22 protein-coding genes and 1 pseudogene are annotated in these 23,261 nt (G+C 67.5%); 8 read left to right on the top strand and 15 right to left on the bottom strand.

Annotated elements, in window-relative coordinates; genetic code table 11:
- A partial coding sequence (gene tnpB / locus BO221_RS44710; protein WP_233166540.1) for an IS66 family insertion sequence element accessory protein TnpB occupies window positions 1-353 on the top strand: 353 nt, incomplete at its 5' end.
- A 48-nt stretch (window positions 354-401) separates the two neighbouring features.
- Window positions 402-2,069 (top strand): IS66 family transposase, encoded by a 1,668-nt coding sequence (locus BO221_RS44705; protein WP_073560122.1) that lies wholly within the window; start codon window positions 402-404, stop codon window positions 2,067-2,069.
- Between the two features lie 78 nt (window positions 2,070-2,147).
- On the opposite strand, the gene BO221_RS44700 is transcribed toward BO221_RS44705, so the two are convergent.
- The 4 genes from BO221_RS44700 to BO221_RS44680 all read right to left on the bottom strand — a co-directional run bounded on the left by BO221_RS44700 (window position 2,148) and on the right by BO221_RS44680 (window position 7,181).
- Window positions 2,148-2,405, bottom strand: coding sequence for a hypothetical protein (locus BO221_RS44700; protein WP_073567034.1), 258 nt, complete (start codon window positions 2,403-2,405; stop codon window positions 2,148-2,150).
- 78 nt (window positions 2,406-2,483) lie between these two features.
- Window positions 2,484-3,227: a transposase zinc-binding domain-containing protein gene (locus BO221_RS53175; RefSeq protein WP_233166543.1), complete on the bottom strand. Its 744-nt coding sequence runs from the start codon at window positions 3,225-3,227 to the stop codon at window positions 2,484-2,486.
- A 253-nt stretch (window positions 3,228-3,480) separates the two neighbouring features.
- Entirely contained in the window at window positions 3,481-6,537 is a 3,057-nt protein-coding gene (locus BO221_RS44685) for a serine/threonine-protein kinase (RefSeq protein ID WP_073567032.1), read from the bottom strand.
- A 5-nt stretch (window positions 6,538-6,542) separates the two neighbouring features.
- Window positions 6,543-7,181: an RNA polymerase sigma factor gene (locus tag BO221_RS44680; protein ID WP_073567031.1), complete on the bottom strand. Its 639-nt coding sequence runs from the start codon at window positions 7,179-7,181 to the stop codon at window positions 6,543-6,545.
- A gap of 282 nt (window positions 7,182-7,463) precedes the next feature.
- On the opposite strand from BO221_RS44680, the gene BO221_RS44675 reads away from it, so the two are divergent.
- Window positions 7,464-8,036 carry a hypothetical protein gene (locus BO221_RS44675; protein ID WP_073567030.1) on the top strand — a complete coding sequence of 191 codons (573 nt, stop codon included), beginning with the start codon at window positions 7,464-7,466 and terminating at the stop codon, window positions 8,034-8,036.
- A 90-nt stretch (window positions 8,037-8,126) separates the two neighbouring features.
- Here the strand turns inward: BO221_RS44675 and BO221_RS44670 are convergent, their stop codons facing one another.
- Entirely contained in the window at window positions 8,127-8,660 is a 534-nt protein-coding gene (locus BO221_RS44670; RefSeq protein WP_073567029.1) for a hypothetical protein, read from the bottom strand.
- A 65-nt stretch (window positions 8,661-8,725) separates the two neighbouring features.
- Window positions 8,726-9,121, bottom strand: a complete 396-nt coding sequence (locus tag BO221_RS44665) for a hypothetical protein (protein ID WP_073567028.1) — start codon at window positions 9,119-9,121, stop codon at window positions 8,726-8,728.
- Window positions 9,122-9,370: 249 nt separating this feature from the next.
- Here BO221_RS44665 and BO221_RS44660 point away from each other — a divergent pair, with 249 nt between their 5' ends.
- On the top strand, window positions 9,371-9,871 hold the full coding sequence (locus BO221_RS44660; protein ID WP_073567027.1) for a hypothetical protein: 501 nt from the start codon (window positions 9,371-9,373) through the stop codon (window positions 9,869-9,871).
- Window positions 9,872-10,090: 219 nt separating this feature from the next.
- On the opposite strand, the gene BO221_RS44655 is transcribed toward BO221_RS44660, so the two are convergent.
- The 3 genes from BO221_RS44655 to BO221_RS44645 form a co-directional block, all read right to left on the bottom strand.
- Entirely contained in the window at window positions 10,091-11,095 is a 1,005-nt protein-coding gene (locus BO221_RS44655; protein ID WP_073567026.1) for an NAD(P)/FAD-dependent oxidoreductase, read from the bottom strand.
- 32 nt (window positions 11,096-11,127) lie between these two features.
- Window positions 11,128-14,163, bottom strand: a complete 3,036-nt coding sequence (locus BO221_RS44650; RefSeq protein WP_073567025.1) for a LodA/GoxA family CTQ-dependent oxidase — start codon at window positions 14,161-14,163, stop codon at window positions 11,128-11,130.
- Between the two features lie 124 nt (window positions 14,164-14,287).
- Entirely contained in the window at window positions 14,288-15,136 is an 849-nt protein-coding gene (locus tag BO221_RS44645; protein WP_073567024.1) for an SDR family NAD(P)-dependent oxidoreductase, read from the bottom strand.
- An 81-nt stretch (window positions 15,137-15,217) separates the two neighbouring features.
- Here BO221_RS44645 and BO221_RS44640 point away from each other — a divergent pair, with 81 nt between their 5' ends.
- Window positions 15,218-15,598, top strand: coding sequence for a helix-turn-helix domain-containing protein (locus BO221_RS44640; RefSeq protein ID WP_047859541.1), 381 nt, complete (start codon window positions 15,218-15,220; stop codon window positions 15,596-15,598).
- A 96-nt stretch (window positions 15,599-15,694) separates the two neighbouring features.
- Here BO221_RS44640 and BO221_RS44635 read toward each other — a convergent pair whose 3' ends face one another.
- From BO221_RS44635 to BO221_RS44620, 3 genes are all read right to left on the bottom strand, one after another.
- Window positions 15,695-16,675, bottom strand: a complete 981-nt coding sequence (locus tag BO221_RS44635; RefSeq protein WP_073567023.1) for an NPP1 family protein — start codon at window positions 16,673-16,675, stop codon at window positions 15,695-15,697.
- A gap of 591 nt (window positions 16,676-17,266) precedes the next feature.
- Window positions 17,267-17,863 (bottom strand): hypothetical protein, encoded by a 597-nt coding sequence (locus tag BO221_RS44625; protein WP_233166539.1) that lies wholly within the window; start codon window positions 17,861-17,863, stop codon window positions 17,267-17,269.
- A 337-nt stretch (window positions 17,864-18,200) separates the two neighbouring features.
- Window positions 18,201-19,178: an NAD(P)-dependent alcohol dehydrogenase gene (locus BO221_RS44620; protein ID WP_073567021.1), complete on the bottom strand. Its 978-nt coding sequence runs from the start codon at window positions 19,176-19,178 to the stop codon at window positions 18,201-18,203.
- A gap of 116 nt (window positions 19,179-19,294) precedes the next feature.
- Between BO221_RS44620 and BO221_RS44615 the strand changes: the two genes are divergently transcribed.
- A complete protein-coding gene (locus BO221_RS44615) occupies window positions 19,295-20,215 on the top strand; it encodes a LysR family transcriptional regulator (protein WP_143196041.1) in 921 nt (306 codons plus the stop codon).
- Here the strand turns inward: BO221_RS44615 and BO221_RS44610 are convergent.
- On the bottom strand, window positions 20,185-20,616 hold the full coding sequence (locus BO221_RS44610) for a hypothetical protein (RefSeq protein ID WP_073567019.1): 432 nt from the start codon (window positions 20,614-20,616) through the stop codon (window positions 20,185-20,187). The genes BO221_RS44615 and BO221_RS44610 overlap by 31 nt on opposite strands.
- 125 nt (window positions 20,617-20,741) lie before the next feature.
- Here BO221_RS44610 and BO221_RS44605 point away from each other — a divergent pair, with 125 nt between their 5' ends.
- Complete coding sequence (locus BO221_RS44605; protein ID WP_073567018.1) at window positions 20,742-21,200, top strand: hypothetical protein; 459 nt, start codon at window positions 20,742-20,744, stop codon at window positions 21,198-21,200.
- 5 nt (window positions 21,201-21,205) lie between these two features.
- On the opposite strand, the gene BO221_RS44600 is transcribed toward BO221_RS44605, so the two are convergent.
- Together BO221_RS44600 and BO221_RS56780 are read right to left on the bottom strand one after the other, a co-directional pair.
- Window positions 21,206-21,607: a hypothetical protein gene (locus tag BO221_RS44600; RefSeq protein ID WP_233166538.1), complete on the bottom strand. Its 402-nt coding sequence runs from the start codon at window positions 21,605-21,607 to the stop codon at window positions 21,206-21,208.
- Window positions 21,608-21,623: 16 nt separating this feature from the next.
- A pseudogene (locus tag BO221_RS56780) lies at window positions 21,624-21,818 on the bottom strand (class I SAM-dependent methyltransferase); the annotation flags it as partial.
- A 91-nt stretch (window positions 21,819-21,909) separates the two neighbouring features.
- Here BO221_RS56780 and BO221_RS44595 point away from each other — a divergent pair.
- Complete coding sequence (locus tag BO221_RS44595; protein ID WP_073567017.1) at window positions 21,910-23,256, top strand: sensor histidine kinase; 1,347 nt, start codon at window positions 21,910-21,912, stop codon at window positions 23,254-23,256.
- The last annotated feature ends 5 nt before the right edge of the window (window positions 23,257-23,261 follow it).

The following is a 23,261-nucleotide window of genomic DNA, read 5'->3' as shown; positions in this document are numbered from 1 at the left end:
GTGCAGGGGTGCTGAAGCTACCGGAGGGAGTGAGAATCTGGGTGGCGACGCAGCCGTGCGACATGCGCAAGCAGGCCGACGGGCTGAGCGCGCTGGTGGAGGGCAGCCTGGGGCAGCAGCCGAAGTCGGGCCACCTGTTCGTCTTCTTCTCCAGGAGAAGGGACTTCGTGCGCATTCTCTTCTGGGACGCCAACGGGTACTGCACCGTCAGCAAGAGGCTGGAGGCGGGGCGCTTCCGGGTGCCTTCGCCCGTGGAGGGCCAGGCCGCGGTGCACCTGGAGGTACGGCAGCTCTCGGAGCTGCTGTCGCTGGTGGAGGCCAGCAGCGCGGTACGGAGAGGCGAGGTGCACTGAGTCCGCGCTTGCGCGCCGGGCATGACTTCGTGCATAGGCAAGGCGCGCATGACTTCCGCCGTCAGGAGCGAAGAAGAGAGGGGCCAGCGGGAAGAAGCCCAGCCGCCCGCCTTCGAGGGGGATGACATGGAGGCGGTGCGCGCCTACATGCTGCAGCTGCTGACGGAGGACCGCGGCGAGCAGGCCATTGAGATGTTGTTGGGCCTGTTGGGCCGGCTACGCGAGGAGCACAGCTCCACGGTGGTGCGACTCAAGGAGGCACTGCGGCAGCTGTACGGGCGGCGCAGTGAGAAGACTGCCGCCAATCAGCTCCAACTCCTGCTCTCATTCCTCACGCAGCAGCAGTCCGCCGAGCCAGAGGCCGTGCCCGCCACCGCCGACGGCGCACAGGCAGCCGCCCCGGCGGCCCCGCCGRCTGACGCACCGAGGAAGCCACCCAAGCGTCCGCCCCTACGCGGCGCCCAGGCCCTGCCCGCGCACCTGGAGAGGCGAGAGGTGCTGGTGCAGCCAACGGCCGAGGAGTGCGTCTGCCCGGGTTGCGGCCAACAGCGCACGCCTATGGGCGAGGAGATAAGCCAACGGCTGGAGTTGGAGCCGGCGCGCTTCTTCGTGCGAGTGGAGAAGCGCCCGAAGCTTACGTGCCAGCGCTGCAAGGAGGGGGTGGCCGCCGCGCCCGCTGGTGAGACGCCACTGCCGGGAGCGCTGCCCGGCCCGGGGCTGCTGGCGCAGCTGCTGGTGGGCAAGTACCGCGACGGGCTGCCCCTGCACCGCCAGCAGGCCATTTTCGACAAACGCCACGGTGTGAGGCTGCCCGCCTCCACTCTGGGCGACTGGGTGGCCGGGGCCAGTGACTTGCTGTCGCCCGTGGTGGCGCAGCTCAAGCAGCGCACGCTGGCGGACGCCTTGCTGCACACCGATGACACCGGAGTGCGCGTGCTGGACAGGGAGGATGCCCGCGGCGTCAAGCGCGGACACCTCTGGCCGTACGTGGGCCAGGGCGGCAACGTCTTCGTGGAGTACACCCCCGACTGGAGTGGCAAGGGCCCCCAAGGGGTGCTGGCCGACTTCCGGGGCTACCTGGTGGTGGACGGCTACAAAGGCTACGAGGCCCTCTTCGGCCCCACCTCCCCACGCATTGAGGTGGGCTGTTGGATGCACGCCCGGCGTGGCTTCGAGCGCGCCTACGTGGCCGGCGACGCTCGCGGCGGCACGGTGCTCACGCTCGTCCAGAAGCTGTACGCCGTGGAGCGGCAGGCTCAGGAGGAGGGGCTCTCTCCCGAGGCGCGCCTTACCCTGCGCCTCGCGCACAGTCTGCCTGTATACGAGGAACTCTTCGGCTTGCTTACGCAGTGGGCCCCGCACGTGCCCCCCAAGACGCCTCTGGGCAAGGCCATTGCCTACGCGTGCAACCGCTCTGTCCCCCTCGGCCGCTTCCTCGAGGACGGGCGTCTGCCGGTGGACAACGGGGAGGTGGAGCGCCTCATCAAGCTCATTGTCCTCGGGCGCAAGAACTGGCTCTTCCTGGGCAGCGACGCGGCCGGACACCGGGCCGCCAACGTCTACTCCCTCGTCCTCAGCTGCTACCGGCTGGGCATGGACCCGTGGGCCTACTTCCGCGACGTGCTGCCCAAGCTCGGCGATACCCGATTCCCCGCCTCCCGCCTCGCGGAGCTCCTCCCCGAGGCGTGGGCCCAGCAGCAGGCTCAGCAGCGATAGGCTTGTCGATGTGCCGTCCATCACGCGGCCACCGTGCCACGCTCCTCGGTGGCCGACACCATGGGCTGGACCGGAGGCTTACGCCGCGAAGGCCGCCAGGCCGCCCGCGCCCACCGCCGTCACCCCGAGCGAAAGTCGGGCATTCGGATCGTCCATCAGCGGCGTCAGGGTGGCCACACCACTGCCCGCCCCCAGGCCGAGGGCCGCGAGCTCCACGACGGCCCAGCGCTGCCGGGCCCTGTCGAGCGCCACGCAGTCATCCACGGTGCGCCGACGCGCCTGCCCCAGGGACGAGCACCCCGTCACCACCAGGGCCGCGAGGACCAGGGAGCGCATGTCAGTACACCTTGCTCGGGTCCGGCTCGGCGTCCTGGATAAACAGGTCGGGGCTGAAGAAGATGATCGCGGCGCCACTCACCCGCGAGCCCAGGGCGGTTCCCACGCGTACGACGGTGCCGGAAGTGCGCACGGTCCAGTCGACCAGCCGCGTGATGATGGCGGCGGCGCCGAGGTCATTGAGGGCCTCCCTGTTGTGGAACTTCTGCCCGTACTGGCGTTGGGCTTCCTTGAAGATCTCCAGCCCGCGCTTCCCGTCGGCGTATAGGCAGGAGAGAGGCGGTGTTGAGGGGGAGGGCAGGTGCAGAGGGGCCGAGGAGGGCCGCKGACGGGTGCCGGCCGAGCAGTGAGCCGGGCCGGTGGAGAGGCCCCGCMGCCTCCTTGGGCATGCCTGCCCAGGCMGCCCTCCSATGAGGGGCGCGGCAGGGGCATCAGGTCTCTTGGCTGTGGCGGCGTAAGCCTCAACACCARGCGCCCTGGGGTGGCGCTCGCGCCGGGGTCAGGCTCGCACCTGCMGTGGGCAGTCCCAGGTGCTCCAAAATCGCGCGCACCCCTCTGGCTTGCTTCACGTACGCCAGCACCCGCCGCCTGCCTCCACACCTGACGCAGGTAGGGCACGTGCGGCAGCACACGCTCCACCAGGTGCACGGCTGTTACATGCGCGCGCTTCGCGTTGCAGGATGGGCACACCCCTCGCCCCTTGCACGAGAAGGCGACGAGAAGCTCGTCCTTGCAACTCTCGCAGCGCACCCGCGCGAAACCGTGCGCCAGCACTCCGCACTCCAGGTACCTGGCGAAGTCCCGCTCCACGTACCGGGGCATGCCGCGCTCCAGCTCGCTCGCCTCCGACAGCAGCGTGGCGAGGTTGTCCCTCACCGCCGCATACAACACTGTCCCCTCCGGCCGTCTCCGCCGGTACTCCCACCCGCGCTCCCCCACCTGCCCCTCCCCGGCCACACCTCGCCAGGGCACACGCTACCGCCAGGCTCCCACGAAACTCCGTCAGGCCCGCTCTGGTCGTACCAAGCGGCGGGTTCGACTCCCGCCGCCTCCACTGGAAGTAGCCTTTTCTGTTCTAGGGGGCGTGACACCGCGCGAGCACCGCGTCCGCGAGACCCATGGCCTTCGCGGCGCGCAGCTCCTTGACCGCGGTCCCGCGGAGCTGGACGGCTTCCGCGTCGCGAGGGCCGAGGATGCAAGCCAGCACCGCTCGGGCCTCCGCGAGGCGAAGGGTCTGCCAGGGCCGCTCCAGCTGCGCGCGGAGCGCCTCTCTCGCGAGCGCTATTGCCTTCAGACGATCTCCTGCCGCCGCCGCCAGACGCGCCTGCATCAGTTGAATGTCGATGTGGCCCGGATCATCCACGGCGAACCAGGTGTCGGCGATCCTCTGGCTCTGGCCGGCCTCCTGCTTCGCCCGCGCGAGGTTCCCCTCCGCCAGGGACACCTCGAAGAGCGCCTGGTGGACGGCCAGCATCTCGGGGTAGTCGCTCGCATAGAGCGTGGACCGAACCCTGAGCGCGCGCTCGGCGGCTTCCCTCGCCACGCGAAACTGCCCCCTCGCATGCGCGAGCTCGGAGATTCCCAGCAAGGGGATGGCAAGCTTGGAGCCCTCGGCATCCTGTCGCTCGCCGTTGCTCAGCGCGCGCGCATGGAGGCGCTCGGCCTCGGCCAGCTCGCCATGCCAGGCGAGGATCCTGGCCGCCATGGTGAGCTCGAGCACCGTGAAAGGGCTATCGGGGCCCAGCTCGCGATCGAGCTGCTCGACCGCCGTCCTGGCGCGTGTGACGGCCTCTCCGACAGCTCCGAGCTGAGCCTCGCGGTTCGCGAGCACCAGCTCGGCGACGGCGGCCCTGACGCTCTCCGGTCCATGGGCGCGGACATAGAGCTGCCGGGCCGCCTGGAAGTGCTCGAGGGCGGCCGGGTCCTGCCCCATCCAGGTCAACGCCGTCCCCAGGTTCCAGTGGGAGCGAGCGAGGTCGGGATGGTCGGTGCCCAGTGTGGCCACGTGAATGCGCAGGGCATTCTCCTGTGCTTCGAGCTCCCGCCGATGATCATACTGGTCGCGATACATCTGTCCGAGGAGCGCCCAGGCGTTGGCCACGTCCGGGTGCTCACCTCCGAGCGCGGCGATGCGGATGTCGAGCGCGCGCCTGGCGAGAGTGACTCCCGACGTGAGCGCCCGCGAGTCATAGGGGGAGAGGGATGCCGCCAGGCTGAGCGAGTCGGCCACCTCCAGGTGGGTGCTTCCCAGCGCCCGCTCTCGGAGGGCCAACGAGCGGAGCGCGAGCTCCCTGGCGACGAGCCGGCGGTCCCTCCGCCCTTCGCACTTCGCTCGGGCCGCGAGCACCATGGACTCCAGTCTCAGGTCCTCTCCGACCCGGGCGCGCGTTGCCTCGGCATGACCGAGCCACTCTTCCGCGCGCACGAGGTCGTCTCTCTGGCGGTAGGCATCACTCAGCGCCAGGGCGAGCTCGGTGGAGAGGGCATCGCGGCGGGCCCGCTCGGCTGCCCAGCGCGCATCCGCCAGCGCTTGCAGTGCGTCGGGGCTGCCCGCCTTCCAGCTCAGCATGGCCGCCACGGCGAATGCATCCGCCTCGACCGCGGGCACTCCCTGGGCATCGGCTCGGAGTGATTGCCCCAGCGCGGCTCCCTCCTTGTACTTGCCCGCGGACAGCAGCGCGCGCGCCTTGGCGATTCGCCGGCTTATGTCCTGGGCCGCGGGAGCCACCGCGGGCGTCCGTGCCTCCGGGCCTCGAATGCACCGCTCGGGGTCGTCGAGCCCGTCCACGAGGGTCGTGGCCCGGGCGACGACCTGGGCATCCGCATGTTGGAGCACGGTGAGTACCGCGCTGAAGTGGGCCTGCTGTCGCGCGAGGCACTCGGTCGCCACGGACTTCGGCCACAGGCATGCGGCGCGTTGGGCCTCGGACCAGCGGCCCGTCCAGTCGTCCAGTCTCAGCCTCACGCGGTCATTGGCATCCGCCGCGTAGGGGACCGCGGCGTGGGCGAAGGCCTCGCGGATGGCCCCTCGCGCGGAGAGCCACATCGCCGGAACCTCGACCGCCACCGTCTCGCAGGCAGGCGTCCGCGCTCGATGCACACCCGCCCACGACACGGCCGCCGCCGCCCCCACGCAGAGCGCGGCGAGCGAACGTCGAGGCCAGGCCCTGCCTCGCTCCATCCGGGCCAGGAGCGCCTCCATGCTGGGGAATCGGCCGGCGGGGTCCGGCGAAAGTCCTCGCGTCACGATGCCGCGCAACCAGCGAGGCGTCCTTCGCTGCCGTGGAGGGGAGGCGCTCGGCTCTCCCCGAGCCAGCGCCAGGAGCGCCGGTTCGTCGTAGGGCCGGTGTCCCTCGAGTGCCTCGAAGAGCGCCACGCAGAACGCGAACTGGTCGGCGCGAGCATCCGCGCCTCGGCCCGCGAGGCACTCCGGAGCGATGTACCCGGGCGTTCCCACCACGCTCCCGGAGCGGGTCAGCGGGGGACCTGGGCGTGTCCGCTCTGACGGTGCGGCCGGCTCGACGGGATGCTCGAGCCCCGCGGCGAGCCCGAAGTCGGCGACCCGGGCCCGCCCCGTCGTATCAATCAGCACATTGTCGGGTTTGAAGTCGCGGTGGACGAGCCCGCTCCGGTGCGCGGCGGCCAGGCCCTGGCCCACCATGATGAAGAGCTCGATGATTTCCCGCGGGGACCTCGGCCGCGCCGCCAACCATGCTCGCGCATCTGCCCCGTCGACCCACTCCATCGCGATGAAGACCTCACCCTTCACCTCGCCGACCTCGAACACCGTGACGACGTGAGGGTGGCTCACCGCCGCCGCCGCCCGGGCCTCCTGCATGAAGCGCTGCCGCCGCTCCTCACTCTGGGCCGCCACTCCCCGCAGCAGCTTGAGGGCCACCTTGCGCCGCAACCTCAGGTCGAAGGCCGCGTGGACCACTCCCATGCCGCCTCGCCCGAGCACCCCCATGAGTTGGAAATGGCCGAGCACCTCGCCCGTGCGCTCTCTCTCCGGAGCGGGCGGCTCGCGGTGTGGAACGAAGGCCACCTCGCGCAGGAAGTCTCCCACGGACGAGCTCGCGTCCGTGTCGCCGTTCGTGTTCGCGTCATGCTGCTCGCCCCCCTTGTGCGTCATATGGGCTACGCCCCTCCTCCCTCGTCACTGACGATCCCCGCGCGGCGTCCCAGCTCCAGCAGCCGCTCCTTGAGGAGCTGAAACCGTTTGCGCAGCCGCGCCGCCTCGCGCTTGAGCTCGGGCTCGCTCAGTGGCTGGCCGCTGTCATTCAGGACGCGGGCGAGCTCATTCCACGCCAGTCCCCGGTCGACACGCAGGATGAGCAGCGCCTGATCCTCGGAAGGGAGGGACTCCCGCAGGCCGGCGAAGCGCGCCCGCCGCTCCGAGCGTAGATAGGACACCGTCTCGCTGCGAATCCGCGCGACGAGCGCGGACCGGGCCGAGTCCTCCGGAAGTGGCTGCTGTCGCAGCTCGCGGCGCCGGACGTCCCGGCGGTAGTTGAGCGAGGCGTGGCGCGCGAGCGTATAGGCCCAGGTGCGGAACGAGCTGTCCCCCTGGAAGGCCGGCAGCGCACGCCAGAGACGCTCGCTGAAGCACGAGAAGACCTCCGCCGCGTCCTCCTCGTCGCGGTGGAACGCGTGCAGGAAACCGAAGAGCTCCGCGCCATAACCGCGGAGCGCCAGCGTCGCGGCTCCCTCATGGTCCCCCCTCGCGAGAAGATGATGAATCTCCCGCTCCAGCTCCTCTCGTTCCTCACCAGGCATGCTCCGACCTCGTCTCCTGCACGAGCCCACCACGCGCCCGCATACCTATCCCCTTGGCTCCCTCAGACAGCCAGAGGCCGCGGCTTTTGGGAAGGAATCGCTTCTTCCTGGGCCATTCTCAGGTTCTTGGAGCGCGGGTTGCCGCGAGATTCATCGCTCGCTTTTTCACATCCGCGAGCACGGGTGCCTATCCGCACGAGTGGGGATGGCGAGGGCTCGTCGAGCCGAGCCGCTGAGCCACTCAGCGACAGTGACACGCGAATGTTCTCGAAAGGGTATGAAATGAAGAAGCAGGCAATGTGGGTGGTGGCCGCTCTGTCGATGCTTGCGTCTGGCTGTGGTGTCGAGCAGCCGGTGGATGCGGAGGCCGACCAGCTCAAGGAGCAGGCCTACGCGGACGTGAGCTTCCAGGCCACGGTCCGGTGGCTGGAGGGAAAGAAGGGCATCCCCGTGGATCTGTCCCAGGGGGGAGTCCTGGAGCACAGGGAGGGCGCCACCCGCCTCACCTTCGCGCTGCCGAGCGAGGAGGTTTCCCAGCTGGCCTTCGAGGTCCGCGCGGATGGCTCGGCGCGCGTCTACACCAACGAGCGCGTGGAGGAGGACGAGGCGCTGGATGTCGCGGCGCAGGCCGCTTGTGGCCCCTATCGGTCCTCGGACACCTGCACCACGGGACCCTACACGGATGATCCCTACGGCTGCTCGAACGGGACGGGCCAGCTCAAGACTCCGCTGTACGCCTACCGCGACTACGCGCGCGACTGGTACCAGTACGGCCGCCGGGTGACGCACATGGGGACGTGGAAGAACTGCAACTGGATGGCGCAGTCCACCACCTGTACCAACACCTGCAGCTGAGCCACGGGCCCGCGGCACGGCATCAAGAGCGCCACGCGCCGCGGGCCGTATTGCTGCTCGAACTCGTTGATCAGGCCCTCGTGCGGGGGTTCAGAAGGGAGGACCGTTCACCTGCACGTCGACGCCGCCCGCGTTGACGAAGACGGCGAAGCGCCGCTTGAGTTCCTCCCGCTGGGCACCGTTCAGCTCGCGCATGGCGCGACGCATCGCCTGTGCATCCTCCTCCCGCCACCGCTGGGAGCGGCTGGCCTCGTCGAGGAGGCGGTGGCCTTCCTGGAGCCCCATCAGACTCTCCGTCGAGGGCTCCGGGGCGGGAGTCCGCGCCTCCTTCGCCTCCGCGCGCTGTGAGCCCAGCTCCTCATGGAGGATGCGAGCCAGCTCCGCCTGGAGCCATGCGGCATCGAGCCCGGGTGCTCCGGCCGGTGCGGCCACGGCACAGCGCATCTGTTGCGAGGCCGGACCGAGGCGGGCTTCCAAGGCCTTGAGTTGCTCTCCCTGCCGCGCGAGCAGGCGCAGCAGTTCATCATGAGAGGACTCGGGGGCCGTGGCTCTTCCCGCGAGGAAGCTCAGGGCGCAGCCCAGCCCCCCTGTGATCAGGAGCAGCAGCTTGATATGCGATTGCATGGGCCATACCTCGCACGTCAGGGGAGGGACGCGGCCCCTGGGACCGCGCTCCCTCGTGTATGGGATTACAGCTGCTTCGGCGCGTACTCCGAGCTGTGTCCGATGCCCAGGTACGTGCACGCGCCGCTCGAATCCCACTCGAAGAAGACGAACGAATCGCCGGAGATGCCTCGTGCCGAGTCCACCAGGCCCGCAACCGTCGACGTGCAGTACACGTAGGTGCCAGACGTGTTCCTCGCGGAGCAGCTCATTTCCTTGCTGCCATCCTTGTGGGCGTGCACGTCACACGAGATGAACTGGGTCGCGTCGGTGCTGTTCCGAGCGGCCCCGAGCGTGCCGTATGCCTTCCTCTGGGTCAGGTCGACGAAGACCGGATAGCCATACCTGCTACCCGCCCACGCCGCCGACCCCGCGAGTACGGCCGCCACGGCACACCCCAGCACTGCATTCATCTTCGTCATGTTTTGACTCCCTGTTGGATTATCGGATTCGGAGAAAATTGCTTCCCAGGACACTGGGGGGAACCCAGGAAATGGGGGCGGAGGAAATCCGCGTCCGTGCAGACGGGCTCCACGGGGAGACATTCAAAGAGATGCCGCGAGGCGTGTGGCATCCTCTTCAGCGCGTGGGCCCTGCGTAGGCGCCGCGGGTAGCCGTTCTCAATCCCTCGGGAGTGGTGAATCATCGGGGCTTCGCGAAAGGAACCCACGATGCGCCGACAGGGATCGTTGCTGAAGTTGTTCGTCACGGGTCTGCTCCTCCTCCCGCTGGGAGTGGGCTGTGTCACCGCCACGCCTGACCCCAAGAAGGCGGATGCGCCCTTCGAAATGGTCAAGACCGATGAGTTCGAAGGCGTCATCTTCCCTCGAGAGACGGCCCCCTCCTGGTTGACGAGCACGGACGAACCGGCCTGGACACCCACGAGAAAGGACGTGCTCGACCTGGAAGAGCGAATCGAAGCGTATCTGAGAGAAAGGGAGCAGGGCGACCTGTGGTCGAGTATCGCGAGCTACAAGCGTCAGTACGTAGGCCTCACGAGGAATGGTCGCAGGGTGATTTTCGCCAACTTCTTCTGCCATACCTTCGACGACTTCTTCGACTGGAGGACCCGTCTGGTGTCCGTCGACGACGGCGGCGATTGCTTCTTCCACGTGTTCTACGAGCCCGCTTCCGCCACCTTCTCCGGGTTGCAAATCAACGGCGAGGCCTGACGTATAAGAAGGATGGAAGGCTTGTTGAAGGCGAGGAGGAGAGCGGAGGGGCCGAGGAGGGCCGCGGACAGAGGCCAGTCGAACAGTGCGTCAGGCTGGTGGAGAGGCCGCGCAGCCCCCACGCAGGCGAACACGTCGAAGGCGAACGCCCTGCGCAGCTGCTTCGCCCAGTCCCCTCGTGAAATCCGCTCCTTCTTCGGCTCTTTCCTGACCGCTGCCTCAGGATGGCTCGGCGTAGAATTCGGCCCGGCGATCGCTGTAGGCGCGCCACTGCTCCTCGCAAAACGCCGCATAGGCCTCGGCGTCTTGGCTCGCGATCCAGCGGTGCGCCGCCTGTGCGCTGAACAGGGCGAAGCTGATGCCGTGGGATGCAATGGGATCAAAGGCGAGGGCCGCGTCGCCGATGGCGATCCACTGCTCGCCAACGAGCGGACGACGCATCACTCCGCGGGCATCGGTACCCCTGGGCCTCGCGTCCACGAAGTCATCGGGCGCGGCGATCCTCGGCAGGACCCTGGTCTCTGCCAAGAGCGCCCACCACCGCCGCGGCTCGCGTATCAGCGCGGCGGCGGTCTCCTTGTCACAATGGAGGCAAGCGAGGGCGCGCCCCTCCGGCAGGAGACAGCCATACCACCAGCCCGCGGAGCCCGTCTCCGTCACCGTGCGGCGATCCTTGAGCTGGGTCTTGCGTCCAACCGCCCAGACGCCGATGAGGGGGGGCTGTTGTTCTTCTCCGGATCTCCACTCGCGAGTGGCCCAAGCGCGGCGGCCGGTGGCATCCACCAGCAGGCCGCCCGTGAGTCTCTCGCCGCTCTCCAGGGTGACCGTCCACCCCTGGGCGGTCCTCTCCCGTGCCACCGAGAGTCCGGGGTGGGCCTTCGCGCCGGCGGAGAGTGCCGCCTCGTAGAGCCGCTGATCGAAGGCCTGGCGGTCGAGGCGGAAGTGAGCACCCCAGGGATCGCCGAGATAGGACTTCGCCAGCGGCGGCCCATTCCAGGCGGTGATGCTGCCGGGAATGGTCCAATGGGGGCTGTCTGGATCGAGCGGACCGGGCAGCGCGTGGCGCCGCAGCCAGTGGGCCGCGAAGCCAGGCAGGCTCTCTCCGATCCGCTGCGCTTCGCGCTCGGGAGGCGGCCCGATGAGCGCCACCTCGTGGCCGTCCCGCGCGAGCAGTACGGCCAGGGCCGCCCCAGCGGTCCCCGCACCAATGATGAGTGTCGTCATCGCAGAGGGCTCATGGCGCGAGGAACACCGGGCTATTCCTGGTTCTTGTCACCCCTTCGGGAGCGGAGGTTGATCACCGCCCGGCGGAACTCGTGGTCGCCGGCGCGGAAGTTGGCCTCCTGCTGCGGCGCCGCCCCTGGAGCCGTCGCCTTCGCCATCATCAGTCGCGCGACCTTCACCTGATGCTGGGGCAGGGTTTCGACGTACATCACCTCGGGGAAGTCCGGATCGTCCTTCGGCCCAGGCACGCGGGCGACCAGCCCTTGCGCGCCAAAGGTCTTCACCATCTCCTGCATGACCACCTCGGGGCCTTCACCGGGACGACGTGCCTCGTCCATGAAGCGGTTCCAGCTCACTCGCCGGTTGAAGGCGGTGAGCCGCTCCTCTCGCGACTTGTTCGGGTCCATGACGATCTCGTAGTCCGCCTCGGTGAGCACGTTGTTCGGGACCCGTGCCGGCCAGAAGGTGGGGAGAAACTCGTCGTAGCTCGGGGAGTATCCCGCCCGGCAGTAGGCCGTGTCGCCCTGCCAGGGCAGCCCCATCCAGCGGGTGATGTCTCCTGGCGACTGCTGGGTCAACGGTCCATTCGGAGCCAGCGCCTGCGCCTGGTTCAGCGTCGACCCGAACGTGAGGGTTGGATCCTCAGGGCTCGCCACGCGGAGACGATAGGGCTCGCAGTACAGGGTCGCGTGGCGCATCGGCCACGTCATCTCGCAGCCCGGATGAAAGGCATCGGCGAGGCAAAAGAAGATCGCGGCCTTGTCCAACATCGCCGGCTGTTCCGCCAGCGGCAGGTCGTCGAGCGACGCGGGTGTGGCCGCGCTGGGGTCATAGCCCCCCTCGAAGTTGCCCGCGACCCAGCGCTGAAGGTGGAGGAGCTGCACCGGTGGGACCGCCAGCATGGTCCGCGGTGAAATATCGGTCTCGAGCTCACCGTCGAAGGCATCTCCGTAGATCCACGGCCAGACGCGCGGATCATTGACGGTGAGCGTGTAGGGCCGGAAGCTGTTGTAGAGGTTCTGGCGCAGCTCTCGATAGGGATCGAGCTGCTTGGAGGGATCGGCCGGATCCGGCCGCGGGGCCATGGCCAGTTTGCCGAGCAGCGCTGTGTCGGTCTGGAAATCCATCGCGCCGCCCGCGCCGAAGAAGGCCGCGAAGCCCTTGTTGACCCACTGCAGGTTGGACATGCGCGCGAGCTGCGGCAGGACATCGCGCTGGAAGCTGGTCCTTGGCGGGACCTTCATCATCCCTGCCTCGATCGCCGTGTCGGTCATCAGATCGTACATGGTCCGCCAACCGACCGTGTCCGGGGAGTAGTTCGGCGGGGTCACGACGCACCAGCCGCCGGTCACCGGGATCCGCTCGCCGTTGATCCTGACCTCCGCGGTCACCGGCCCGTCGCTGGTGTCGTCATACCAGTCGTTGGAGTTGTTGAACCAGTTGGGATCCCCGGGGTTGACCAGACTCTTCCCGGTGGGCGAGGCCGACTTGCCATGCCCCCCGAGTACGATGAGCCGCCCCTTCTCGTCGGTCCGCAGCGAGCCGAGCGGAACCTTCACGCCGGTGAATTCGCCGGTGTCGAAGGACTGCCCGGCCCCGCCGGAGACGCTGGCGCCGGAGATCGAGCGCGGTCCCGGATCGATGATGAGGATCGACCGATCCTGGACCTTCGGATTGCGACGACTGACCACCAGGTCCTTGGTCTCGGGAATGTCCATGGCGGTGACGAACTGAAACCAATCCGCCTTGCTGTTGACGAGGTGGACGGTCCAGGTGATGTCCGCGTTGTCGCTGTTGAGCTCGGAGACCACCTCGCCCGCGGCGTTGTAGCCGTAGAGCCTGAAGCGTTGCGCCTCGCGCTTCAGCGCACCGGTCTCGTCTCGGTAGAAATCACCGGGCCGCCGCTGAATCTGGTCGGTCTCCGGCGACAGGAAGAAGGCGGTCTCGGCGTCGCCGACGCGGCATATCCCGATCCCCGGGTGGACCTTGGCGTAGGCGATCCGGGTGTCCTTGCAGGGGGGATCGTCCATGAGTGGCTTGGGGTTGGCCGGCTCGCCATCGGGGATGCCATTGGTATTGCGGCGCAGCGCGGCGGAGGCGGCGTAGACCACCTTGCGAGCGGCGGCGATGGAGCCCTGGGGCTCGTGCTCCCGCGTCACCCGCCAGATGTTCCAAGCCATGTTCTCGCCGTACTCGGGCTGGCCCCGGCGGGTGATGTCTTGCTTTGGCAAGATCAGATCCGCGACCGGCACGTAGGGGCTCTCGCTCTCCGGCCATGCCACGGTGGCGGCGTCGAGGGGCATGGTCTCCGGATTGGTGCGCAACTGGATCATGAAGGTGAAGCGCTGCTCGGACTCGGAGAGCTGACGCTCGAGATCACGAGCGAGGTAGGTCGGATCTGCCGGCTGCACGGACAGGGGAGCCATCTTTCGGGCAGGCTCGAGCTTGTACTTGACGTATCGCTCCGGGCCGAAGGCGAAGGGCAGGCAGCTCCAGTAGGGGGTCCCCAGGCAGGAGGCCACGGGCCGCTCCATCTGGTCGAGGATCTCCTGGGTCCGCGGGTGCGCCTTCAGCCACTCGTTCAGGGCGTTTGGGTTCGACTTGTCCAGGCTCGCCTGCGTGAACTCGCAGAACTCACGAGCCGTGTCGACGAAGAAGACGTCGATGTTCTGCAGGATGAAATCGAAGGTGGTCTCGTCCGGCTGGCCGAAGATCTTCGGGATCGGCGTGTCGAAGAGTTTGATGCCGATGCCGCAGGTGGTCTCCCAGTCGTTGCGCGTGGGCAGCGTGTCGGAGGAGAAGCGCACCCAGGCCGGGTATGCCGTCCCGGCGAACAGGCCGACCCTCAGGGCCTCCGGCAGGTCTGGACGGATCACGAATTCCCCCCTGGCGACGCCGTGTGGCTTGAGGAACACGGGACGCATGGCCGGACACTGGCCCGCCTCGATGCGGCCGGCCTGGACCTGATCGACGAACATCTGCTTGATCGAGGCGATCGGGTCCTCGGCACAATCGGCCCGGGTGACGTTGCGCTGGGGTGTGGCGGATGGAGATTGAAAGTGCTTCATGGCTGCGCTCCTGCTCGCATGTTCATGACGGCGGCTCCAAGATACCCGAGCCTGCCCCGATTTTGCGGTGGCTCAGGAGATCGGCCGGATGGCCCACGCGCGCTGGAACATCCGACGGGGGCCTTCAACGAGGACCAGCGATGCCGTCCGTCAGTTCCCTCTGGTAGATGGCATCGACCTGGGCGAGCACATCGCCGGCCTGGTCGGTGAACCGCAACGGGGTGTCCTTGCCCTTGTTGATGAACCCCCCCGGCGTGCCCGGGTAGGCGCCGAAGGCGGCATCGTACAGACGCGCCGCGCCACGACTGGGGGGCGAGAAGAACAGGTGCGTCAGGGGCCGCAGCCAACCCGGCATGCCATCGCCCGCGCTCATCGGGGTCTTGTTGGGACCAGGGCAGACGCTGCGGATCTGGATGCCCTCCTCCGCCAACCGGGGGGCGAGCTCCCGGGTCCACAGCGACAGCGCGAGCTTCGAGGTGGCATAGGGGCCGAACAACTTCCGGAGATCCGTGGGGTTCTCCAGCGTCCTGCTGTCGAAGCGCTTCACCGTCAGCAGTGCGTTCGAGGACGTGTTGATCACCGTCTTCGCCGCTCCCAGCCGCAGCAGCGGCTCGAGTGCCAGGGTGATCAAGTAGGGCGCGACGGTGTTGACCTCGAAGTGCAGCTCCCTGCCCTGCTTGGAGCGGGCGCCCCCACCGGCCGACACCCCGGCGTTGTTGAAGAGGACATCGACGCTCGCCTCCTGCTGGAGGAGGAGCGCCAGCGCCGCGGACAGGCTGGCGACATCACTGAAATCCGCGCGGTACACGCGCAGCCGTCCGTCACCGAGCGCCGCGTCGATCAACGCGTTCCCCGGGGCGAACCCGGACCGCACCAGCGCGGCCACCCGTGCGCCACCCTCCAGCAGCTTCCGGGTCAGCTCGAACCCAACGCCCGAGTTGGCACCCGTTACCACGACATTCATCCCTTGCATTGCGGGCCTCCCAGTCCTTGGTATCCAATGGAGACCAACACCCTAAAGGTGACCAGAAGACACCCACAAGGAGGCACTTTTTTGAAACCACAAGATCGCTATCTGCCCCCCGAGGTCTGCCGCGAGGTGGGCAGCGTGCTCGAGTGCATCGGGGACAAGTGGACCATCCTGGTGATGCGCACCCTGGACGGCGGCAGCCTGCGTTTCAGCGAGCTGCGCCGCAGCATCAGCGGCGTGTCCCAGAAGATGCTGACGGCGACGCTGCGGGCCCTGGAGCGGGACGGCTTCGTGACCCGCACGGTGACGCCCACCGTGCCCGCGCGCGTCGACTACACCATGACCGACCTGGGCCGGGAGGTGATGGTGCCGCTCAACGCCCTGGCGACCTGGGCCCTGCGCAACCAGCACCGTGTGTCGGCGGCCCGCAGGTCCTACGACGCGAAGTCAGCCCGAGGAAAGTAGGACTCCACGCCATGTCCATGGGGACCGAGCGATCCCTCCTCCACGGCGAGAGGAGGGACGTCCGAAAACTCGAGCCGGTCAACCGCTACCGCGGGCTCACTGCTCCGGGAGGCTGCTATAGATCGACGGATAGTTCGCCTTCAGCTCCTGTGTCCGCGTGAACCACACGTCATCCCAGGTGAAGCTGAAGTTGGTCCAGAAGCTGTCCGACCTGGGAACGGCGTTGTTGGCCTGCCACATGATCTCGCCGTCGTTGCGGGTCTTGAAGCTCGCGGAACCGAAGTTCGAGGACTCGAGCCGCGACCGGTAATCACGGTTCTGCCAGTAGCGCTCCCACTCGTCGTTGTTCCAGGACTTGTAGGCACGGTAGTGGCTCAGGACGTACGGCAGATAGAAGTCACCCTTGTTTCCGATGTACTCGACGCGATCCCGGTCGCCCTGATTGGCGAAGCGGAACGCGTGCGTCCCCACACCGTCCTTGTGGTACACGATGTACGCGTGACCCTGGTTGTGGATCGTGTCGTTGATGTGCCGGGTGTCGAAGTTGCCGTGAGCGCTCGCGGAGATGTGGCTCACGAACTCGGAGCTGCCACCACCCGTGTAGGCGATGCGCCCGGTCCACACGATGACCGTCTCGACATCGTGGCGATGCCCGCCCAGGAACGAGCCGCCGAGGGCCTGATCCTTCTCGAAGTAGAGCTCGTAGAAGTGCGCGCAGCGCCTCACGCGGCCCTGCGCCTCGTCCCGCTCGTTGCACAGCTGCCGGTGGATGACGTTGGCGAAGGCCTCGAAGCCTCCGTCGCGGCAGCTCCCCTGCGGCGTGCCCGTCGCATTGAGACCGGGGTTCTGGCTCAGGTTGTTGTTGCGATTGAACGGAGTGGCCGGATAGCAGCCGTCCGAGTCGAAGTCGAACACCGGATGGTAGTTCGAGATCTGACCCTGGTTGAACAGCGAGGGCGCGTTGTCCATCCGGGGAAGCTCGTCGGCGAAGGCAATGCCACCGGCGGTCAGGCCGCACAGTGCGACGGAGAGTGACAAGGTCTTGCGCATCTTGAAGTGCATGGGGTGAGTGAACATGGGGTTCCTGGTGGGGTTTCCAGACTGCACACGTCGTGGCTGACTCGACGTCGTCGAACGTCCTCGACTCCGCCACCGGCTCCCGGGTCGCACCTCGCGCAACGAAACGGTCGAGTTGCATGACCGTGACGACCGAACGACCTGCGCCTTCGGATCCGGCGATTCCACGGTAATTCGTTTTGGCGAGAAGCAAACGACCGTGCGCTGTAATGTTATGGCAACCCGCTGGACACATCCGGAAAGGTGCGTGGACCGCGGCTGAGGTGGGCACCTTCAACAGGGCCCCATCCCTCCCAGTTCCCGGCGCTCCAGCGCCACGGCATCCCCGTGACCCGGGAGTTCCGCGCGCAACCCCGGGCGCGATTGGACAAGCACCGGCTCCTGCTCATGATGGGCAGGGCCTGGGGCTCCATTCGAGCGCGCTGGCGGCGAAGTCGCTGGGAGACCGGCTCACGCTCGAGAGCGAAGGGCCGAGCCAGGGCGCCACGGCCACGCTGGAACTCCCGCTCGCGTAGATGAAAGCGATTGCTGGAGTCAGGGGCCCCCGAGAGAGTCCTCAGGGGGCCCCATCGCTTCATGAGACGTTAGCGCTCAATAACTCGCGTCATAGCCGACGCCGGTCCTGAGGGACAACCAGGTCTCATCGCAACGGTTCTCCATATTGCCATTCGCACCGTAGTAGCATTCATAGCTGCCACTTCCGATGTAATAGCTGTGACTGCCAGGCGAGAGGCTGGTGCTGAGATTGCTCCTCATCGAGTGGTTGTACATGTAGTTGTAGTACGTGGAGGTGTAGTTCAGCTGGATGGCGCTGCCCAGATTGATGGGGCTGGTGCGGGCGCGATCGGCCCAGAAGGTGACGTAGTAGTCCGTCGCCACGGAGACTTGCCAGGTGGATTCGTACCGCGAGGTTTCGACCGCCTCCATGCTGGCGAAGGGAATCCCGGTCAAACCCATGACGCTCAGGGCGTCGACGGAGGGGCTGCTCTTCTTCTCCAGCGTGAGGGTCTCATCCGCGCTCTGAGCGGTGGACTCCTGCTCACTGGAGGCATCGAGTTCCGGCTGGCAGGCAAACGCCAAGGGGAGCAGCACGAGTGATGCGGCAAGAAAGGTTTTATTCATGGGGAGCGAGATGATGAGCTGGGTTGACAGTCCTGGCGACGAATGCGCCGTAACCACGACTATCACGTTTATGATTCTGTAGATGAAAAAAGGAACACACAGGCATGGTCAAGCGAGAGCGGTTCTTTCCAGGCAAGTGAGAAGGCGAGCGTGACGCTTGAGTCAGTGACCAGGAAAGAACCGAGGAGGGAGAGGACACCGTGAGTGGACCAGGCAGAGTTGCTACGCAGGACATTCGCGGTGGAAGTGTTCGCCTGTGTGAGGTGTGGAGGCAGGCGTCGGGTGTTGGCGGGCCTGAAGGGAGCAGCAGGGGGGGGCGCGCGATTGTGGAGCACCTGGGGTTGGTGGCGCGGCCTCGTGGGGAGCTCCGGCTCTTCTGCGGCGTGGCGTCAGGAGCCGATACTTACGCTCCCATCTGGAGGACCACGGTGCCCTGCTTGTGTCCCGAGTCGACGCGGCGGTGGGCCTGGGCACTGGCTTCCCAGCGATAACGGCCGTCGATGATCGCGCGGATCCGCCCCGTCTCGGCGAGTTCCCTGAGAAAGCACAGGTCCTTCCTCTTCTCTCCCGGCGGCCGCAGGCCGGTCAGCGCCAGGATCGCTCTCCTGCTCCCGAAGAAGCGCGTCCAGAGCATGTCCGCGAACATCCCCAGGGTGGGAACGGTGGAGAGGTAGATGCCCCCGTCCGTCAGTGCGTCCTCGCAGCGCGAGAAGGAGCTCTTTCCCACGGCATCGAACACCACGTGGTAGGCGCCTCGGCGCCGGGTGAAATCCTCCCGCGTGTAGTCGATGACCTCGTCCGCTCCGAGCGCACGCACCCTGTCGACGTTCCCTGTGCTGCAAACCGCGATGACGTGCGCGCCGTAGTACCTGGCCAGTTGCACCGCGGCGGAACCCACACTCCCGGAAGCGCCATTGATGAGGACGGTTTGCCCTCGCTGCACGTGCCCGTGGTCGCGGAGGAAGGGCAGCGCCGTCATGGCTCCGTCACAGAGCGCCGCGGCCTCGTCATGGGTCATGTTCGACGGCATGCGCGCGACCGCTCCATCCTCACGCAGGCACACGAATTCGCCATGGGCGCCGAAGGCGACTCCCGTCGCGGCGAAGACCGCGTCGCCCGGACGGAAGTGCGTGACACCGTTGCCCACCGCCTCGACGTCTCCGGCGAACTCGGTGCCCAGGACGCGCTTGCGCGGCCTCCTGAGGCCAGACGCCAGCCGCGTGCTGAAGCGATCGCCCTTGCGGAAGGCACTGTCCGCCGTGGTCACCGCCGCCGCTCGGACCCGGACGAGGAGCTCGCCATCCCCGGGTATGGGCTTCACGACGTCCTGGAGCTTCAGGACCTCCGGCGGGCCGTAGTCCTCGTACACGAGTGCCTTCATCCACGGTCTCCTTCAAATGGGCGCCCGGAAGCACCCGTGTGAGTCGTGGAGTCTTTCTCCCATGCAGGATTGCACCTGTCCTCGGCCAGAACCGCTGACGTGGTATGCAGAAGTGCATGGATTGGAGCCATGTGGAATTCGACTGGAACCACGTCCGCGCGTTCCTCGTGACCGCCGACGAAGGGTCCTTCTCCGCCGCGGCGCGTGCGCTCGGCATCGCGCAGCCGACGGTGGGCCGTCAGGTGGCGGCGCTCGAGGCCGAGCTGGGCGTGACGCTCTTCGAGCGAGTGGGGCGCGGGCTGGCCCTCACGCCCACCGGGCTCGAGCTCATCGAGCACGTCCGCACCATGTGCGACGCGGCCTTCCGCGTCTCACGCGTGGCGGCCGGTCAGACGCTGTCGCTCGACGGTCCCGTCTGCATCACCGCCAGCGAGGTCATCGCGACCTATCTCCTGCCTCCGGTCATCACGAAACTGCGCACCCGGCATCCGGGCATCGAGGTGGAGATCATCGCCTCGAACGCCGCCCTGGACCTCCGCCGCCGCGAGGCCGACATCGCCATCCGTAGCTTTCGCCCGACAGATCCCGAGCTGATCGCGCGGAAGCTCCGCGACAACGAGGCATACCTGTACGCGGCGCCGAAGTACCTGCGAACGCTCGGTACGAAGCTCACCCGGGACGACCTCGCGCGCGCGAGCTTCATCGGCTTCGACCGCGCGGACACCTACCGTAAGGGCCTCGTGGCGCTCGGCCTGCCGCTGACCGAGAAGAACTTTCCTCTCCTCAGCCAGAGCCAGCATGTGCAGTGGGCGCTCGTTCGCGAAGGCGCGGGCATCGGCGTCATGGTCTCCGAGGTGGGTGATGCCGACCCCTCCGTCCGCCGCGTGCTGAAGGACCTTCCTCCCCTCACGTTCCCCATGTGGCTCGTCACGCATCAGGACGTGCGCACGAGCCGCCGGGTCCGGTTGGTCGCCGAACTCCTCGCCGAGGAACTCAAGGCGTTCCGTCAGGTGCAGACGAACCAGGCGTCCACCTGACCGACGGGGCTCGTCGTGCACGACGAGTATCCGGCGGGGAGGCTCTTGCGCACGCTGAGCAAGCTGCGATTGCTCTGCGTCGAGCCGCAGATGACCTGAAACGTTCCCCCGATGAAATTCGTCGTCGGCTTGTCGACGTCGAGGAGATCCGCGACCGGGCCGTACCAGTCAGGCGTCGAGTTGGCGTTGCTGTCAATTCCTTGCGGTTCGTAGGTCAGGTAGCGCGGACATGCGAAGAAGAGCGGCGTCATGCCGACCCTCTCCGCGTCCTTCATCGCCTTCACCGCCGCCGCGGGCATGTTCGAAAGCGTAGAAGATTGCGCCCCGGCATCATCCACCTGCGGGCTCGGCTCACACGCCGCCAACAGGACCCCAAACAACATCACTCCGCCGTTCCTCATGGATTCTCCTCTTCCTTCAACTACTCAATGTGTAGGCACCTATACCGTAGGAATCCGCCGTAGAGAAATGTCTGTATTTTCCCAGCCGCGCGCAGGCTGTGGGGGCACCGTGTTTAGAATGGGGGATGTTCATCCCCCGTACCGTGCTCTGCTGCGGTGTCCTGTGGTTGCTGTCCTCCGGTTGTGCTGGCTCATCCGCCACGATGCGCAAGGACGCGCCGGGGGCGGAAGCGAGTGGGTCCTCGACCGAAGCCGCTGTGCAGGCGCCCGCCGCTCCCGTGGAGACGCCGGCGCAGGAGCCCTCGGGCTACGGCTACACGCCGGAGGATCCGATCAAGGTTGGCGGAGGGCCTGACGGCGAGCACGAATACCTCCAGCACCTGCGCGGTCCCGAGGGGCAACCGTTGAGCTACAACCGGCAGGGCAGCTGCTGTGGCTTCGAGGACGCCTCTCTTCCTTTTGGCGGCGGCCTGCTCGACGTGTACGAGGTGACGTACGAGGGACTGCAGAAGCCGGTGCTGCTCTACCTCGACATGTACCGGCGCCAGGAGCCGCGCGCCCCCTCGGGCTTCCGCCTCGACTGAGCGGCTCACCGCTCGCAGCGCAGCGCCACCGCGTGGGGGTTGTCGATGTAGTCCTGCCAGAACTCCCGGCCGAACCTCGAAATCCCCTCGGGAGAGCACTCGGGGCGCATCCAGGTGAGCGTGCGGAAGCCCGCCTCGCGCAGCAGCCGCTCGTACGTGTCCCGGCTCCAGTGGGAGAAGTGGATGGTGAAGGGGCTCTTCGTGTGCAGCACCGCGGAGATCTCCTGTCCCTCCCGAGGGGCCTCCGGGTATTCCAACATCGTGATTCCATAGCGCGTGCTGTTGGGGCCCTTCGCGCTGAACTCGGGGTTGAAGGCATAGGTCACGAAGCAGCCCCCCGGCTTCACGTGCGCATGGATGTTCCGGCACATCCGAAGCAGGTGCTCGGGCGAGCTCGCGTAGTGCAACAGAGATGTCCACCCCCACCACCCGCGCGGCGCCTCGCGTCTTGAACTGCCGTGTGTACAGCCCGTCACCACAGGCCAGGTCGAGAACGTTCCTTCCCTCGATGGGGCCGAGCGCCTTGAAGAAGGTGTGTCCCTCGATGTACTCCGAGCGCACCGGCAGTACGTCCCAGTCCGCGACCTTGTTGCCGATCTGATCGTATTGCGCCGCCATCTCTCGCTTCCTTTCCAGCCGAGCGGTGTTGCAAATACAACATAGCGGGCTGGCGCATCCCCGTTGGCCGGAATGTTACAATTGACCGTCCATGACGGCTGACCCCTCCGAGTTGCAGGCGCTGCGCCGGGTGAAGCGGAAGAACCTGTTCGTCTGCGCTGCCGTGCTCCTGGGGGCCTTCCCTGTCCACGGCCTGGCGTCGGGCGACTTCAGCCTGGCGCTCGCGCTCACGTATGGGGGGTGGAGCGCGAGCTTCGTGGCGATCTCGGTGGCGGTGGGGAGGGGGTGGGTTTCCGCGAAATCGACGGGGATGTGGACCGGGCCGGCCACGCTCCTGGCGGTGACCGCGCTCATCCACCGTACAGGAGGGCCAGACAGCCCCTGCTTCCCGATGCTCGGCTCCCTGCCCTTCGCCATCGCCATCTTCAGCCCGGACTCACGTCTGTCCACGGTGGCGGCCAGCGTGTGGGTGCTGGCCAGCACCGTGGTGCTGGACGTGATGGCCGGCCTGCCGTCGCGGGAGATGCTGCTGCATGTGTCGAGCTTCGGCCTGCTGGGCGCGGCGGCCATCGCCGGAGGGCAGACGTACCGGCGCATCAGCGACGCGGAGAAGGTGGCGCAGCAGGAGCGGTTGGTGGCACAGCAGGAGCGGCTGGCGGTGCTGGAGCAGCTCGCCGAGAGCGAGCGCCGCCGGGTGCACGCCGAGCGCGAGCGCGCGGAGGTGGAGCGGCTGGTGCTGGTGGGGCAGCTCGCCACCGGGGTGGCCCACGAGGTGAACAACCCGTTGGCCTTCGTGAAGTCCAACCTCGGCTTCCTGGAGCGGGAGCTGCGCAACGAGGGTGGGCCGGGAGACCTCACGGAGCTGCGTGAAGTGCTCACCGAGACTCAGCAGGGCGTGTTGCGCATCCAGCAGATCGTCATGGACCTGCGGCGCTTCGCGCGTGAGCTGGACGACGGCGAGGAGGGGCGGGTGGAGGACGCCATGGACGAGGCGAAGCGGTTGGCCTCGGTGCGGCTGCGCGGCCTGGGGGATGTCTCGCTGGACGTGGGCCCGGGGTTGCCGCCGGTCCGGCTGGGGCAGCGGCACCTGGTGCAGGTGCTGTTGAACCTGTTGCTGAACGCGGCGGACGCGGTGGAGGACACGAAGCCCGCGCGCCGGGCCGCCATCCTGGTGAGGGCACGGTGGGTGGGGGAGGAGGTGTGGTTGGAAGTGGAGGACAACGGGCCGGGGATTCCCCAGGAGGTGCTACCGCGGCTCTTCGAGCCCTTCTTCACCACCAGGCCGCCCGGGAAGGGGACCGGGTTGGGGCTGGCCCTGTGCCGCGAGTACGCCTCGAGGTGCGGCGGTTCGCTGCATGCGGAGAACCGTTCCGAGGGAGGCGCCCGCTTCGTCCTGCGGGTTCCGGTGGCGCGGGAGTCCGGCCCGGCGGCGGCGTGAACCTC

It is taken from the genome of Archangium sp. Cb G35, assembly GCF_001896145.1.
GTDB lineage: Bacteria > Myxococcota > Myxococcia > Myxococcales > Myxococcaceae > Archangium > Archangium violaceum.
Note: the sequence above shows the minus strand (reverse complement) of the source record. Positions and strands in the feature narration are given on the sequence as shown.